The 17492-nt window shown below is 41.1% G+C and carries 9 protein-coding genes; 8 read left to right on the top strand and 1 reads right to left on the bottom strand.

Annotation, left to right across the window (positions count from 1 at the left end):
• Positions 1 to 80 precede the first annotated feature (80 nt).
• The 3 genes from L0Z67_RS18840 to rnd all read left to right on the top strand — a co-directional run bounded on the left by L0Z67_RS18840 (position 81) and on the right by rnd (position 3891).
• Positions 81 to 932, top strand: coding sequence for an alpha/beta fold hydrolase (locus tag L0Z67_RS18840; protein WP_237115689.1), 852 nt, complete (start codon positions 81 to 83; stop codon positions 930 to 932).
• Between the two features lie 117 nt (positions 933 to 1049).
• The gene (gene fadD / locus L0Z67_RS18845) at positions 1050 to 2711 is read left to right on the top strand and encodes a long-chain-fatty-acid--CoA ligase FadD (protein ID WP_237115688.1); all 1662 of its coding nucleotides are present in this window, start codon (positions 1050 to 1052) and stop codon (positions 2709 to 2711) included.
• A gap of 49 nt (positions 2712 to 2760) precedes the next feature.
• Positions 2761 to 3891: a ribonuclease D gene (gene rnd, locus L0Z67_RS18850; protein ID WP_062568078.1), complete on the top strand. Its 1131-nt coding sequence runs from the start codon at positions 2761 to 2763 to the stop codon at positions 3889 to 3891.
• A 131-nt stretch (positions 3892 to 4022) separates the two neighbouring features.
• Here rnd and L0Z67_RS18855 read toward each other — a convergent pair whose 3' ends face one another.
• A complete protein-coding gene (locus L0Z67_RS18855; RefSeq protein WP_392353153.1) occupies positions 4023 to 4538 on the bottom strand; it encodes a hypothetical protein in 516 nt (171 codons plus the stop codon).
• Between the two features lie 481 nt (positions 4539 to 5019).
• Between L0Z67_RS18855 and L0Z67_RS18860 the strand changes: the two genes are divergently transcribed.
• The 5 genes from L0Z67_RS18860 (at position 5020) to L0Z67_RS18880 (ending at position 17371) form a co-directional block, all read left to right on the top strand.
• Entirely contained in the window at positions 5020 to 6273 is a 1254-nt protein-coding gene (locus tag L0Z67_RS18860) for a hypothetical protein (RefSeq protein WP_392353155.1), read from the top strand.
• Positions 6270 to 7196, top strand: coding sequence for a methionyl-tRNA formyltransferase (locus L0Z67_RS18865; protein ID WP_237115685.1), 927 nt, complete (start codon positions 6270 to 6272; stop codon positions 7194 to 7196). Before L0Z67_RS18860 ends, L0Z67_RS18865 begins: the two co-directional genes overlap by 4 nt.
• A 142-nt stretch (positions 7197 to 7338) precedes the next feature.
• A complete protein-coding gene (locus tag L0Z67_RS18870; RefSeq protein ID WP_237115684.1) occupies positions 7339 to 7824 on the top strand; it encodes a hypothetical protein in 486 nt (161 codons plus the stop codon).
• Positions 7825 to 7962: 138 nt separating this feature from the next.
• Positions 7963 to 8580: a phage tail protein gene (locus L0Z67_RS18875; protein ID WP_237115683.1), complete on the top strand. Its 618-nt coding sequence runs from the start codon at positions 7963 to 7965 to the stop codon at positions 8578 to 8580.
• A gap of 187 nt (positions 8581 to 8767) precedes the next feature.
• Positions 8768 to 17371, top strand: a complete 8604-nt coding sequence (locus L0Z67_RS18880) for an Ig-like domain-containing protein (RefSeq protein WP_392353158.1) — start codon at positions 8768 to 8770, stop codon at positions 17369 to 17371.
• Positions 17372 to 17492 lie beyond the last annotated feature (121 nt).

Below are 17492 nucleotides of genomic sequence, written 5' to 3' on the forward strand. Positions count from 1 at the left end.
ATACTGCGAGGATTATTGTATACTAGCTAGACGATAAATAAACGCCTTTAAGTTGAAACGCTTAATAAATAGGAGTAATTGTGCAACCTTTTTCTTTTCAAACTGGTACTCAGACATTACGTGGCCTAACCTTTGGCCATGGTGAAGAGGCTGTTGTTGCCTTACATGGCTGGCTTGATAATGCACATAGTTACATTCCTATGTTAGAGAATGCCAAGCTCGATAATACTTGGTACTGTATAGACTTCCCAGGCCATGGTTTATCTGATTGGCGAAGTAGCGATGCTCATTATTACTTTATTGACTACATTGATGACGTATATAAGTTTATTGAGTCACTTGAAGTGAATAAAGTGCATTTAGTGGGCCATTCAATGGGCGCTATGGTTGCAGGTGTTTTTGCCAGCTGCTTCCCTGAAAAAGTGGCATCGGTGAATTTTATTGAGGGAATAGGGGGCGTCACAACAAACAGTAATGATGTGAGCAGTCAGCTTCGCAAAGCAATTTTAAATAGAGCAAGAGTCAGTACTAAAGGGCTCAGAGCATTTGAGTCTAAAGCGCACATTATTAGTGCAAGACTTGCCAGTGGTGACCTTGAATACCCACAAGCAGAGTTACTGATGGACAGAAATAGCTACCACAAAGCAGGTAAGTGGTATTTAACAACGGACCCTAAGCTTAAAAATCACTCAGGTTTTCGTTTTGATGAAGCACAATGTATTGCAACCATCAAACAAATTCAGGCACCATGCCAGCTAATCCTTGGCGAGCAAGGGTTCCCGTTCGTTAAGCAAAACTTAGAAGCATATGGCAAATATTACAAGGAGTTAAAAATTCATCAGATACCTGGCGGTCACCATTGCCATATGCAAAATCCTGCATTAACCTTAGAGCACATTCATGCATTTATTAAGCACTATAAAGCAAGTTAATTGTATAATTGCACCAAATGTGGGATTATCTGCACCATTAGAGTATTTACTCCATTGTGAAACAGCCTTAGTTAGATTAAGGTTATTAAAAAATATAATTATAAACAGGAGCTAAGAGTGGAAAAAATCTGGCTTAAGCGCTACCCAGAAGGTATGCCTGAAACAATCGACCCTGAGCATTATCACTCGTTACTCGACTTGTTTGAAAAAAGTTTTGCTGACTATAGTGACCTTCCAGCCTTTACCAACATGGGTAAAGAGTTGACCTACAGTGAGCTAGACAGTGCGACAAAACGTGTGGCATCGTATATTCAAAACGACCTAGGTCTAAAAAAAGGCGATAAAGTTGCGGTGATGATGCCGAACTTGCTTCAAACACCTGTAACAATTTTAGGTATTCTTCGTGCTGGCTGTGTGGTGGTTAACGTAAATCCACTTTATACCGTACGTGAATTAGAGCATCAATTAAATGACTCAGAGTCAGCTGCAATTTTCATTCTTGCTAATTTTGCCGATACGCTAGAAAAAGCCCTTCCAAAAACCAATGTTAAACACATTGTTGTTACCCAAGTGGGTGATATGGTAGGTGGTCTTAAAAAGCACATTGTTAATTTTGTTGTTAAACACATCAAAAAAATGGTGCCAAGTTACTCACTACCAGATGTAATCAAGTTTTCAGATGCATTGGCAGGTGATGAAGCAAACTATAAAAAGCCTGATATTGATTTAAACGATTTAGCGTTTTTACAATACACAGGGGGTACAACAGGCGTATCAAAAGGTGCAATGCTGTCGCATGGCAACATGGTTGGTAACCTTGAACAAGTATCAGGTTGCTTAGATAAAGTGCTAGAGCAAGGTAAAGAAGTCGTTATTACGGCATTACCGCTTTATCACATATTTGCACTGACAGCGAACTGTCTAACCTTTATGAAATATGGCGGTTTGAACGTGCTTATTACTAACCCTCGCGATATGCCTGGTTTTGTAAAAGAGTTAGCACAACACAAATTTACTGCGGTGACGGGGGTAAATACCTTATTTAACGGTTTACTAAATACCCCTGGCTTTGCTGAGCTAGACTTCTCAAGCTTAAAAATGTCACTTGGCGGTGGTATGGCGGTACAGCGTCCCGTTGCTGAAAAATGGCAAGCTGTAACGAAAACCAAATTAATGGAAGGTTATGGTTTAACTGAGTGTGCACCACTTGTAACACTGAGCCCATACGACCTTGAGGGTTATAACGGTTCCATTGGTTTACCTGCACCAAGCACTGATATTAAGCTAATGCTTGAAAATGGTGAAGAAGCAGCGAAAGGTGAGCCTGGTGAGCTTTGGGTTAAAGGCCCACAAGTTATGCAAGGTTACTATAACCGCCCTGATGCAACAGCCGAATGCTTAAAAGATGGTTGGTTTGCAACAGGTGATATTGCAACTTACGATGATGAAGGTTTCTTCTATATTGTTGATCGTAAGAAAGACATGATTATCGTATCTGGCTTTAATGTTTTCCCAAATGAGATTGAAGAAGTTGTTGCAATGCACGATGGCGTGCTTGAAGTGGCAGCGATTGGTGTTCCTCATGAGGTAAGTGGTGAACAAGTTAAAGTTTTTGTTGTGAAAAAAGATCAATCTTTAACTGAAAAAGATATAATAAAGCACTGTCGTGATAATTTAACGAACTATAAGGTGCCTAAACTCGTTGAGTTTAGAGATGAATTACCAAAAACAAACGTTGGTAAGATTCTAAGAAGAGCCTTAAAGGACGAAAAGAAATAATTAAAGCCGGCATCAGCCGGCTTTTTTTATGTTTCCTATAGGAGTGTAAGTGCAATATCAACTGATCGAAACACAAAACCAATTAAATGATTTTGTAGAAAAAATTACAGGTAAATCGGTACTGGCAATTGATACCGAGTTTATGCGTCGTCGCACACTGTATCCTGAAGTTGCACTTATTCAAGTATATGATGGTGAGCATTTAGCATTAATTGACCCACTGGCTGAGTTGTCGCTTTTTGATTTTTGGCAAGTACTTAAAAACCCAGAAGTGTTAAAAGTACTGCATTCACCATCAGAAGATATTGAAGTGTTTCAAAAGTATGCTGGCTTTGTACCAACACCGCTGTTTGATACCCAATTTGCACTGCAAATTTTAGGTCATGGTAACTGCATGGGCTTTGCGCACATGGTAAGAGAGTTGCTTGATATCGAAATTGATAAAAGCGAATCACGCACTAACTGGTTACAGCGTCCGCTAACTGAAAAACAGTTAGATTACGCCGCTGCCGATACTTTTCATTTACTGCCTTGTTTTGAAATCATTAAAAAACAAATTGATGAAGCCGGCTTTTTTGACATAGTGATCAGCGAAAGCGAGTTAGTTGCGCAAAAACGTGCCTATCAAACCCCTGCCGATCAGCTTTACAAAGACATTAAAAATGCATGGCAATTACGACCGCATGATTTAGCTGTATTACGCGAACTTGCAGCATGGCGCCGTGAAAAAGCAGAGCGCAAAAACCTTGCTCTTAACTTTGTGGTAAAAGAGCATAACATGGTCGAAATTGCCAAACGTAAGCCAACAAGCTTGAATGCACTTCGCCGTGTCCCAGGTGTTGAGTCGATGGAAGTTAACCGCTCAGGCGTCGAAATTTTAAAATGTATTGAACGTGGTAAAGCTGTCCCTGTAAGCGAGCAACCAGCACAATTAAAACGTTTAATTGATTTTCCGGCTTATAAAAAAGCCGCTAAAGACATTAAACAAAAAATTACCAAGGCTGCAAAAGAGCAGGGGATTCCTGAAGATGTATTGGCCTCTAAAAAACAGATTAATCAACTGATCAGCTGGAATTGGAAGCTCGATGATGAAGAACGTAAAGCGGCCTCAAGACCAGACCTTTTTAACTCATGGCGCTATGAGTTGGTGAAAGATGTACTCTCTGCTTGGGAAAAATAAGGCACGTTTAGTTTAAAAGAGCTTTGTTGTGGCTTTGTCTGATATGTGGCAGAGCCAGCTCAAACACTATAAGTTCATATTTAACAAAGTTTTTTTAGAAAATAACTCTTTACCAAACGCCTCACAGCTCATTAAGATAGCGAATTAATCCATCTTGTTTTTCTTATCCATGCTCGCATAATTGGAAAGCCTGCGTTTGGGCACGTCATGTCCCACGCGTGTAATAACGGTTGACCAAATAACCCGCCATTTTCAAATAAATCGAAAAGGTTTTGTGCAGATCCTTTATAGGATTTATCATGGAAAATGAGCTCTATAGGTAAGCCTAAATATTTTACAGCAGCAACTGACCAAGCTGTGGCGGCGATTTCTTCACCATGCATCGCTTGAGGCTCTCTCTTAATTGATAGACCATGTTTGTAAACATACCCCGTTAGCCGATCGCGAAAAATAGGTTCGCACACAGCGATATGGCCGGCCTCGTGTAAAATATCTCCGGGATACTTAAGCTTATTTATATCTATTTGAAGAATTCCATTTTGAATAAATAACCCAGGCAAAAGGGTTTTATTCTTAATATCAGTCATTTCATAAGCTATTTTTATTTCGGTTAAAAAACTTAAAATAGTCTCAATATAATTTTTCATATTAGAGATCCTGTCTAAAATGAGGGATGAACACTGAAAACTTTTTGGAATGCTATAAACGTGGATCTCGAAAGTTTATTTTCGAGGATGAAATAACACGCTCTTTTCCATCTGAAAAGATATTTTTTCAAATTTGTTCATGGCAAGCTTTTCGGTGATTTTTCTTCAAATATTGGTCGAACCCTAGGCAAATAAATACGGGTAATAATATTTACCACACCTCGATAGTATTTTCATTTTATCAATTTATTTTATGCCATTTTTTCAAAGTAGCACTAGGTAATTGGTAATGCAATGAGCTGTAATAAAGTGTAATAAATAATTTGTTGTTTTAAGTGTACCCTTAAATTGTAAATAACAGTATTAAAACTATACTGATGTAATTCGCTTTGATCTAAAACAGCGTGACATTGTTTAGTTAAAGATAAAATTATCTATAACTATAGGTATTAGCAATTTAAAAAATCTGAGTTTTTATTACATGGATAGAATAGACGGTACAAACAGTAAGACTTTATACGATTACGCTAACCCTGAGATAGACGTGTTACTAAAACACTCTGTTAGAACACAGTTGGAATCATTGCTGAAGACTTCTATTAGTGTTGAACAAAGGCTCGTTGTATTGCAACAAAGTTTTGTTGAAGCTATGACGTTGGTACTTTCTGAAATAACTGCCCCTCACACTCAATTAGTGAAAACATTCGAAAATATGTATGACCAAGCAGTGCTGTCTATGGCCGTTGCGGGATTAAGCCAAGAGCAACTTACACATCAGTACATTTCAGCGACGGGTTTGATTATGTCACCCTATAACTGTAAGCATACAATAAAGGATATATACCGAATAAAGGGATATGCACGCGGGCTTGATAAAGCAATTCAAGGTAAGTTAAAAAATAAACCCTCAATTAATGTGTTGTATCCAGCATGTGGCCCTTTCGCCCCTTTATTACTACCTTTACTTAGTTATTACAAAGAGACTCAAACTTATAAGCCGAGTCAAATCCAAGTGACACTTGTGGATATTCAGCCCGGTGCAATATTAACCCTTAAACAGCTCGTGAGTGACTTGCAGCTAGAAGAGTATATATCACTTATTGAAGAGGCCGATGCGAGCATATTTGAGCCAGAAAATGCGATTGATCTTTTAGTGTTAGAAGCGATGCAACATGGTTTTACGAAAGAGGGCCAATTAAGTATTGCCAAACATTTAGTAAAGTACTTATCCCTAGACGGTTGGATGATCCCGCAAAATGTGTCGGTAAAAGGCATGATGGTTGTTGGGGAAATTGAGTTTAATCAACAATGGAAAACTCAAGAGTTTAGTCATTCAAGTAATGTAGCTAATGAGGCACAACAAGACCGCGTGGAGCTAGGCGAAATCCTTAAGATCAATAAATCTACTTTGTTAGAGATGCAAGAGCTTGAACTTGAAGGCGGTATAAAAGTGATCCCTGCGAATCAAATTGTACTACCTAAGGGTGTCGAAGATATGAGCAAACGTATTTTTGCGGTCTATGCTCACATAGAAACCTTCGCGCAAGAAGAGGTTGGCCAATATGATTCAGGGATCACACACCCAAGACCAGACAATAGCGTCTACATAGATCTTAAACCTAAAGACATCGAACATACTCACTTTGTTGCTAGTAGCGGAGATACGATTCAGTTTTACTATCAACTGACAGGGTTACCGGGTTTTGTGCCTGTAAAAGTACAGGAGAGTATATGATGCAAAGGTATGCGGTGTTTACGGGGAGTTGCCAGAGTTTATCGGCGATCCAATATCTCCAACAAACCAATAAATTAGCATGTGTGGTTTTGGCGGACGCTGAGCCAAACCCGGATTTAATGCAATTGCAGCAGCTACTGCATCAAGCGCAGATCCCTACTTTACAGTATAACCAGCATGACGATATGGCCCTAATAGCGGATTTGGACAGGCTAGGCGCTAATCGCGGTGTAATTTACCTATTTAGACATATTTTAAAACAAACGTTGATCAGCTACTTTGATGGCAGCTTAGTCAATATTCATCCTAGTCCTCTACCTGAATACCGTGGACCTTTCCCCCTTTATTGGCAAATTAGAAACGGTGAACAAGCCACTAAGCTTACGTTGCACCATGTTACATCAAAAGTGGATAGCGGAGATATAGCTATCGATATTGACCTTACTATTCATCCTTTCGATACGATAAGTATAGTAAATCAAAAAGTCTCGCAAGCTTTACCTCATTTGCTCAATACTTTTTGTCAATTAGAAGAGCAAGAAAATATCTCTTGGCGTGAGCAAGACACATGCTTTGAGCATTTTGCACCCATGCTCGAACCGCAGCAGCTGGCTATTAACTGGTGTAAACAGCCCACTTCGGAAATTGTGAACATGTGCCGTGCTGGCAATGTCGATGTTGGCTGTGCCACCTTTTGTCTAAGACAAGAGATGTTTCAATTGCTACAAGCGAGTGAGCTTGAATGTGATATCAAAGGCGTACAAGCAGGTACTGTTATTCAACTAAGTCGTCGAGAAGGTTTAGTTATTAAAACTCTTGATGGTGCTGTGTGTCTAGATGTTATTGGCACACAGCAAGGGCTCTTTGATGGTTATAGATTTGCTGTACTTTTTGGACTAGATGCAGGATTTTCTTTGATCTAGTGAAGCAGGGTTCGCAGGCAACAAGTTAATAATAGTTTTAAAGATGGTGAGCAAAGTCGCATGAAAGGCAATAGAGGTTGGGCTGTTATCGTAATTCCATGTGCGCGGTGCTCTAGATGACACTTCAGATGCGAGATAACAAATGAAGATAAAAATAGAACTTACCAATAATTATGGCTATGACCTAGCAGCATATCCATATAACGATGGCGCTGTGCCTAGCAATGATTTGGCCCAAACCATCGCCAAACTTGAGGGTAAAGGGGAGTTAATTGTAGAGCGTGGGCAGTCCGCAATTTTAAAAGTGCCAGGAATGGGGAGCTTGTTGGTGCAGTTTTTGGGTGAGCAGCGGCTGTCTGAATACCACGATAAATTTTGTGAACAGCCAGATGAATTTGATCAATGCGAACAAATGGTATTGATACGCTATAAGACTTCTGAGCTTTATTGGCGTTTTACTACACAACCAGAGCATCCTTCCGTTAGCTTAAGTGTTAATGATGTAGGTACTGTTTGTTTAGGAAAAGTATCATCTGGAAGTGTTCGTCAGGTGGCATTACCAGAATTGTTTGTTCCCCCAGTATTTTCTGCCCACCCTGTGGGAAGTAAACCAGAAGATAACAAATAATCTCAATAAACGAGGTGATTTTAGTTGTACAAAATATATCTAATTTAATCGCAAGTAACCTAGTTGGTGAGGCATTTGAAAGCAGTTATTAAGTCAATTTGTCGCCAATTACAACTCGAACATTATTAAGGACCAATTATGTCAGCAGATTCATATATCGGCACCATGAGACCATTTGGTGGCAATTTTACAATTCGTAACTGGACGATTTGTCAGGGCCAGTTAATGGCAATATCTCAAAACTCAGCCTTATTCTCTTTAATTGGAGATTTTTATGGTGGTGATGCAAGAACGACGTTTGGTATACCTGATTTACGTGGTCGTAGCCCATTAGGTATGGGTAATATGCCTGGTGGTGCTACTTATAATCTTGGCCAACGCTTTGGTTCCGAATATAGAACCTTAGCTTTATCGCAACTGCCGCAGCATAATCATATTGCGATATTTGAGTCTACAGGTGCTTCGCAAGCAACTGGGCGACTACAGGTTGCAACAAACGGCCCCAATACACCGACGCCGGATGCTGAGTCTTACTTGGCAGCGAATACAAGTAGCCAAATGTACTATAAAGAGCAAGGCTTTTCGCCAGCTCCCACATTGACTGATATATCGGGGTTAACTGTCGAGGGTGGTGGTGTGTCAGGTAATGTCGTTGTGGGGAATACTGGCAACTCAGAGCCATTTAGTATTGTTAGTCCATATCAGGTAGTTAACTGGCAAATGGTACTGGAGGGAATATACCCATCTCGTTCATAAATCAGACAGAGCGAGTTTTGCAAAGGCTTATGCAAAACTCGTTCTTTAGATTAGAAGGTTGAAGAGCTTTTTCTTCAATATTACCAAAGAATGCTGTATAAGTATTTGTTTAATATGATAAAAAGCAGAAATTGCTTCATATCATGGGATTTTATGTGTATCAAGCGCAGGTTAGAGGTTGAGTATCATGCGATTAAATAAAATAACTAATTCTATTAGGCTTGTTGGTTTATCAACAACCTTGACTGCATCAATAGCAACCTCGGCTGCAACAATTGATTATACCAATGTAGATACAGGGGGGGCAGTAAACGACTATACCTCAACAGTCAGTCTATCTACTAGCACAAACTTTACAATCGATTGGGGAACCGGTTTACAAGGTAGCAATGTATATACGGATGAAAAAGTATATGCGGCGAATGCTGCAATGCTGCCATTTGATACGGCATCAAATATCGCTTTCGATGCTTCTACAGGCGGTTTTCAGCTATCCGCTACAAATAACTTTTCATTAGACTCTATGTACTTAGGGCGAAGATCTACTGGTAGCACTAGTGATAACGTTTTTACTATTACGGGCTACCGAAGTGGCAGCGCGGTTATTACCGATGATTTAACATGGAGTGTTTTTTCGGGAGGCAGTGCTGAAACATTTACCAGAGGCTCAGGTACTTGGTCGGATGATGTTGAATGGCAAAATATAGATACATTAGTAGTTACTTGGGCTACAACCTCAGATGGTTCTGGCGGTGTGGTTGGCACTACAGACTTTCAGGAGATAGCTGTTCTGAGTATGGTGGTGACTAACCCTGTAGCCTCCGATTCAACCCCACCAATAATCAGTGAAGTGACACCCGTTACAACCCCAACGAACGATAACACGCCTAACTACACCTTTACTACCGATGAGGCTGGTACCTTGTCTGTAGGAGGTAGCTGTGGTACGTCGACATCTACAACTATCGGTGGTACAGGTAATCAAACTATAACTTTAACTCAAACTGATAATTCAACAGCTTTGGCTGATGGCACCTACAGCAACTGTACTATCACTGTGACCGATGCTGCGAATAATCCTAGTTCAGTTTTGAATATTACCAGTTTCACAGTGGATACTACAGCGCCAGCGGTTGCAGAAGTGACCGCAGTGACCACTCCAGGGAGTGACAGTACTCCGAGCTACACATTTAGTACCACTGAAACGGGCACACTATCAGTAGGAGGGAGTTGTGGCACCTCAAGCTCAACAACGATTAGTTCAACAGGTAACCAAACTATTACTCTGACGCAAACCGATAACAGCACAGCGCTCGTCGATGGTACATACAGTAATTGTACGATTACAATAACGGATGCTGCGGGTAATGCTAATACGCCACTGGCGATAACTGCTTTTACAATTGACAGTATAGGGCCTGCGTTTGATGGGGCAAATTCGACGCCAAATGATGATGCCACAGGTGTTGCAGGAAATGCCAATATCGTTGTCGATTTTAATGAAAATATATCCCTTGGAACGGGGAACATTACTATTCGTGATATCAGTAGCAATAGTGACTTTGAAGTTTTTAATGTAGCAACCGAGAGCGATGGTACAACGACAAGCCCAAGTGCCGGTCGTATAGGCATTACAAATGATAAAATTTATATAAACCCTAGCAATAATTTATCGGGTAATCGTAACTACGCTATTCGTATTGACGCAACTGCTGTTGATGATTCTGCGGGAAACAGCTTTCCAGGTATTAATGATGATACAAGCTTTAATTTCTCGACAGGTAACACTGCACCTGCAGTTGACTTAGATTCAACGAGCGGCAGTGACGATAGCAGTGTATCATTCTCTGAAGGGGCTGGTGCGGTCAATATTGCAGCGAATGCGGCTGTGACAGAAGCAGATGGCGACACGCTAACAACCATTACCGTAAGTCTTACAAACGATCAAGATGGTGTATCTGAAGGGTTAAATATTAGTGCATCAGCCCAAGATGCATTGACGGGAGTTTCAGGATCGTCTGATATTACGCTACAAGATACAATATCTATAACGGGTGCAACTGCTTCTGCAGCAGAAGTACAAACATTTCTACAAGCCATCACTTACAACAATACTTCCAGTTCACCGAATCAAACTTCTAGAACTGTAACCGTTGTCATAAATGACGGTACAAATAATAGTACTTCTCGCACAGCGACTATTTCTGTGAGTAATCTCACAGCGGCGAGCAGTACTGCAGCCAGTTTTAATACAACAAACGGCACGAATTTATCTCCAGCAATTACCTTCACCAGTGACGATGAAACACTGACTATTGCTGATCCCAGCCATATTGTCGGTTCAATTGCAGATGGGGGCGCGGGGACAGATACCTTGTCTGTAGCAACAGGCTCTAATCTAGCTAATTTTACGACATTAACTAATTTCGAAACATTAACGCCAGAAACTGATGGATCTTTGACACTTACAGAAACGCAGCATGATGTGTTTACCACGATCAATGGCTCAGGTACTAACCAATTTACAATATCGAGTGCTGATGGAGATCAAACCCTAATCGGTGATAGCGATATCGAGTCTTATGTGCTGGGTGCGGCAATGAGCTTTACACTGGCTAGTTCTGCGCAGAGCGTTACGGGAAGCACTGGAGTTGATACTATAGATGTTGCAGGTTTTACGACAACAGGTACGCTTGCAGGTGGTGCGGGTACAGATACGTTACGAGCGGATACTGGCGCAAACATCAGTGGTGCAACGCTTAGCGGCTTTGAGTCATTGACCTTAAGTGATGATGCATCGATAACGATGACCGAAGCGCAGCATGATAACTTCACAACAATCACTGCTGCTGGCACTGAGAGTATCACTATCAGTGATTCAAGTGATGGCTTAACGGGTAATAGTGCAGTTGAAACATACATATTGTCTGCAGCTAACACTTTTACTTTGGGTCATGCAGCGCAAAATCTAACAGGCAGCAGTGGTGACGATACAGTAAATGTAGGCACATTGAATGCAACGGGAACGCTGGCTGGAGGAAGTGGTACAGATACACTCATACTCAGCAATAGTGGGAATATTGCTGGCGCAACGGTTAGTGGTTTTGAAAATTTATCAGTAGCAGAAAATGGTTCAGCTACAATTTCGGTAGCGCAATTATCGTCGTTTACCGGAACAGTTTCTGGTAGTGGAAGTGAGTCTTTAACACTGTCAGGCGACGGTGATATTACCACTATTTCTGCAATTGAAAGTTATACACTGTCTGATGATTCTACAAACGCACGAACAGTGACAGTAAGCAACACTAACCACTCTGTTACAGCTACTTCAACTTCAGATGCAGTGACCTTCGATTTAGGTTCGCTTACTTACACAGGCACAATCACGGGTGACAATACGACTGCGGACACATTATCTTTGGGTTCTGGTGCTGATATTACTGCTGCAACTATCAATGGAGTGAGTAATTTAACGGTAGAATCGGGTGCCAATGTTGCAATGACAGTCAGTCAGCATCAAAACTTTAACGGTACATTGACTGCCAGTGGGTCGGAAACTATTACGCTAAGTGGTGACGGGGATATAACAGCACTAACAGGTATCGAAAACTATCTGGTTGGTGATGATAGTTCTAATACTCGAACAATCACAATTTTAAGCGGTACGACATCTGTCACAGCTAATTCAACCTCAGATGCTATCACATTTGCTATCGGCGGAAGTGCTTACAGTGGCACATTAACTGGCGATAGTAGTGTTGCTGACAGTCTATTAGTAACTGATGGTGCAGACGTCAGTGGTGGTGTATTTAATAGTATAGGAACGCTCAGCTTAGCGAGTGGTGCAAGTATTGCTGTTGATGCTGAAAATTTAAATGATTTTACAACTGGGATTACTGGCAGTACAGGCATTGAAACACTAAACCTTATGGATGGGGGAACCTTTGACTTTGCTACAACTAATGTTACGGGGATCGAAGGGATCTCAATTGGCACTAATAATGTAGCAACGATTAATTTAACTGATAACTTCAATGCAGATACACAAACAGTGTCTGTTACTAATACCACTGGCAGTGCAATAACTGCTGATCTAGTAATTGATGCTTCAGCGTTTGTTGGCGATGTTCTTGAAATTACCGCTGCTGACTTAGATGGATCAGACACGATGATTGGTGGTAGTGGTGCAGATACTATCCGCCCAGGTGAGGGAGCAGATACCATCACAGGTAATGGTGGAAGTGATAACTTCATTGGTGAATCAAGTGATTTGAATGGCGATACACTAACAGATCTGAGTATTGGTGACGTAATAACGATTACTGGTATGACTGGGTTATCAACCAGTAATGTGCGTTTTAATGGCAGCAGTATCCTAGAGATTGATACCAATGCTACTGACTTCTCAAGTCCTGAAATATCACTCTCACTTACAAATGCTCCAGCGAGTGATCTTGTGTATACAGTCGCTGACTCGGGCAGTGATACTGTGATTACTTTTGGATCATCAAATAGTGGCCCTGTTTTTAGTGGCTTAAATGGAGGAAGCACGTTTACTGAGGGCGGTTCAGCGATCGTAATTGATGCCAATGTCACAGTCGCAGATAGTGAACTAGACGCACTTAATAGCGGCAATGGTAATTATGATGGTGCATCTGTAACTATCGCGCGAGCGGGTGGAGCCAACGGTAACGATCTCTTTACTAACACAGGGTTGCTGGGAGTGTTAACTCAAGGCGGTGCGCTAAGCTATAATAGCAATGTGGTGGGAACGGTAACCACTAATTCAGCAGGAACATTACAACTTACTTTCAACAGTAATGCGACTTCAGTTCTCGTTGATAGTGTGTTGCAGGCAATTGGCTACATTAATAATGCTAATAACCCTGCCTCATCTGTCACGCTTAACTATACTTTTAATGATGGGCTGATAGATAGTACGGGCACCAATCAGGCTATTGTAACAATTGTCCCTCCAAGTGTTCCGTCGAATAATGCACCGGTTATTTCAGGTCAACCTATTACTTCAATAGATGAAGACACGCTTTATAGCTTTACTCCTTCTGCGACAGATTCAGACGGCGATAGCTTGGAGTTCAGTATTACGAACTTACCATTATGGGCTCGTTTTGATAATACGACGGGAACAATCTCAGGTACACCAATTGAGGGACAAAGTGGTAGTTACGATAATATTGTTATTACTGTCTCTGACGGTGAACTTGAATCAGCTCTACCAGCATTTAACATTATTGTGAATCCAGTGAATGATGCACCTGTTATTTTCGGTGTACCGCCTATCGAGGTGAAGCAAGGTGAAAACTATAGTTTCACGCCTACCGTTGAAGATGTTGATTCAGACACATTCAGCTTTTCTGTCTCTAATCTACCTGCATGGCTGAGTTTTGATACTTCTACGGGCAGACTGTCAGGCACGCCTGATATTACTGACGTAGGTAATTATGAAAATATTGTCATTAGTGTCAGTGATGGTTCATTACAAGCAAGTTTAGAAGGGTTCTCTATCCTTGTTACTGCGACTAACGCAGCGCCAGTAGCCAATAACATGCAGAGAAATGTCCAAGAAGATGGGACAACGAGCTTTGTGGCAGATGTTCAAGACGCCAATGATGATTCATTAGTTATCGAACTTATCTCGCAACCTGAAAATGGTAACGTACAAGTACAAGGGACGATTTTTACTTATACACCGAGTCCAAATTTTAATGGCAATGATACATTTACTTATCGTGTTTCTGATGGACAATTATCATCTAATGACGCTTCAGTGGTGATAAATGTAAGTGCGGTAAATGATGTCCCTGTGGCGAATGACGATAACTTTAATTTTGCAGCCGTATCTGATAATCAATATACATTATCAGTACTTGAAAATGACACCGATGCTGATGGCGATGCATTGCGTATCATTGGTGCAAAAGCGTCGATAGGCACAGTATCTATCAACAATAACACGTTGAGTTATCAAGCAATTGAGAATACTCAAGGCCCAATTCTTGTTAATTATATTATTGAAGATCAGAGTAAAGCTCGAGCTGAAGCGACCGCAACGATTGCTATCAATAGTGATGACTCGTCTGCAATGCCAGTAATCACAGCCCCTGCAGATTTAACTGTCAATGCAACGGGTTTATTCACCAAAGTTGATTTGGGGATAGCAATGGCGTTTGATAGCTCAGATAATCCTCTACCTGTTTCGCTCGTACGTGGAGCCCCCATTTTTGCACCGGGTAAACACTTGGTGTACTGGCAAAGCGTGGATAATGAAGGTCAACAAGTAACGACAACTCAGCAATTAAACGTCAATCCTCTTGTATCATTACAAAAAGATAGTCGAGTTGCTGAAGATAAAGAGCATGCCGTTAAAGTGTATTTAAACGGACCTGCTCCAAGTTATCCAGTGGTAATTCCTTACACTGTATCTGGTACAGCGGACAGCGCTGATCATGATTTACAATCTGGCGAATTGGTTATAAGCGCTGGCGTGTCGGCGAGTATTCCACTAATGATTTTTGCCGACAGTAGTGATGAAGGTAACGAAACTATTGTTATAACCCTTGGTGACTCTGTAAATAAGGGCGCAAAATCTACTTCAACGGTGACAATTGTCGAAGACAATGTCGCGCCGAATATTGAGACCTTAGTTTTACAGAATAATCAACAACGCAGCACTATTACTGCTTCAGGTGAATTGGTGACAATTACCGCAAACGTATCAGATCCAAATCCAACGGATGAAGTAACTGTTGAGTGGGATGCTGCGCCAGAGTTTGTGAACACCTCAAATGATCCGTTCATTTTTGAGTTTAATCCAGCCGCTGTAGCTTCTGGCATTTACAAGGTACGTGTTACTGCAAAAGATAATGCAGTACCAAGTTTGTCGACTATGAAAGATGTTTATATTGAAGTAATACCGTCACTACCTGAACTGACTGCGGTTGATAGCGATGGCGATTTAATACCTGATGATCAAGAAGGGTATGTAGACTCTGACAATGACGGTATTCCTGATTTTATGGATGCAATCTCTGATTGTAACGTAATGCAAGAGCAAGCATTAGAGTCGTCACAATTTTTAGTAGAAGGTGACCCTGGAGTATGTCTGCGCAAAGGGGCTACAGTGCCGCAAAATAATACGGGCGGTTTGCAGTTGCTAGAAACAGAATTACCGGAAGATCCAACTGCAAGCAATACTGGAGGGCTATTCGACTTTATAGCAACGGGTTTACCAGAAGTTGGTGATACCTACAGTATTGTTTTACCGCAGAGACAACCTATTCCTGTAAATGCTGTTTATCGGAAATTAATTAATGGAGATTGGCAGAACTTTGTAATTGTTGACGGCAATGAAGTACTGTCAACACAAGGTGAACCTGGTTTCTGTCCTCCGCCAGGTAGTAATGAGTGGACAACAGGGCTATCTGAAGGGGACTGGTGTGTACAACTACGTATTGTTGACGGTGGTCCAAATGATGATGATGGTGTTGCCAATGGTAGTATTGTAGACCCAGGTGGTGTTGCTGTGCCAACCACAGGAAATAACGCCCCAATTGCGAATGCCGATGCTGTGACAATTGTAGCTGAGGAATCTGTCGTTATTGATGTGATAGCCAATGATGAAGACATCGATAATGATACCCTTACCATTACCGGTGCAACGGTTGATTTCGGTACTGTTGTTATCGAGAATAATCAGCTTGTTTACACGCCTATAGTCGGGTATATCGGGGATGCGACTATTCAATACAGTATCACTGATGGGATGGGAGGAACGGCTAATAGTACTGCAATTGTGACTATTAAAGTTAATCAAGCTCCCGTGACACAAAATGATAGCGCATCTAGCAATGGAGAAACCATCACGATTGATGTTTTAGCTAATGACAGCGACCCAGAACAAGGTGAACTGTTCTTAGTTTCGGCTACCACAGAATTTGGCACTTCCGTTGTTAACAGCGATGGTACGTTGAGCTACACACCCGCGGCTGGTTTTGAAGGGATGGATACGATCAACTATATTGTGAAAGATGCACAAGGTGCGCAATCACAGGGAAGCGTTTCAGTAACCGTTGAGTTAAAACAAACTGTTAATGTGAGCAATAAATCATCAGGTGGTGGCCTTGGCATGATCACCTTACTCGTCGTTTCTGCTTTTGTAGTAAGACGTAGAGTGTCTCGGTTACCGAGTTTTGCTCTCCTATCCACTAGTTGTGTGTTAGCAAGTTCAGCAGCCGCGGAAGATTGGCAAGTGTCTGCAACCCTAGGTCAAGCGACAGCTCAAAGTTCATATTCATCTGAGCAATGGGTACAAACGGCGATTGATGATGAAAGCGTTAGTTGGTCCGTTGGTGCTTTTTATAATTTAAAACCTAATTGGAAGTTGGGTATTAGATATATTGATTTAGGCGAAGCGCGTGTTAATTTTTCTAAAGAAACGAGTAACCCTGAGCAAGCGCACTCAGAACTTTCAGACAAAGCGCCTGTTTTACCTACTGGCTTGGCAATTCAAGCTAACTATTTAGTTGATTTAGCCTCATCGCTCAAAGGGGAGCTGTTTCTAGGTGCGTATCATTGGAAATATAAAATAAACAGTCGCAGAGATAATTCAAATACTATTGTCAAACGGGATGAAGGAACTGACCTTTTTCTTGGCGCAGGTATAAATTATCAACTACTTGACTCAGTTAGTATAGGTGTTGACTATACGCGGTATTTTGTCTCTGAGAATGATATAAATGAAATTGCTCTTTCAATGAGCTATCAATTTTAATTATTTAAAAGCCAGCACTTTTGTGCTGGCTTTTTTATTCGAGTTAGCCGATAGAGCAAAAACACTTGGAGTTGAATTAGCAAGGTCATACTTATTTTTACAAAAATTGTGGACCTATAAT

Source organism: Pseudoalteromonas sp. PB2-1, from assembly GCF_045040605.1.
Taxonomy (GTDB): domain Bacteria; phylum Pseudomonadota; class Gammaproteobacteria; order Enterobacterales; family Alteromonadaceae; genus Pseudoalteromonas; species Pseudoalteromonas arabiensis.

Excerpts from the sequence above, each read along its gene's own strand:
- L0Z67_RS18855 (WP_392353153.1), bottom strand. The coding sequence starts at position 4,538 with ATGAAAAATTATATTGAGACTATTTTAAGTTTTTTAACCGAAATAAAA.
- L0Z67_RS18860 (WP_392353155.1), top strand. The coding sequence starts at position 5,020 with ATGGATAGAATAGACGGTACAAACAGTAAGACTTTATACGATTACGCT.
- L0Z67_RS18865 (WP_237115685.1), top strand. The coding sequence starts at position 6,270 with ATGATGCAAAGGTATGCGGTGTTTACGGGGAGTTGCCAGAGTTTATCG.
- L0Z67_RS18870 (WP_237115684.1), top strand. The coding sequence starts at position 7,339 with ATGAAGATAAAAATAGAACTTACCAATAATTATGGCTATGACCTAGCA.
- L0Z67_RS18875 (WP_237115683.1), top strand. The coding sequence starts at position 7,963 with ATGTCAGCAGATTCATATATCGGCACCATGAGACCATTTGGTGGCAAT.
- L0Z67_RS18880 (WP_392353158.1), top strand. The coding sequence starts at position 8,768 with ATGCGATTAAATAAAATAACTAATTCTATTAGGCTTGTTGGTTTATCA.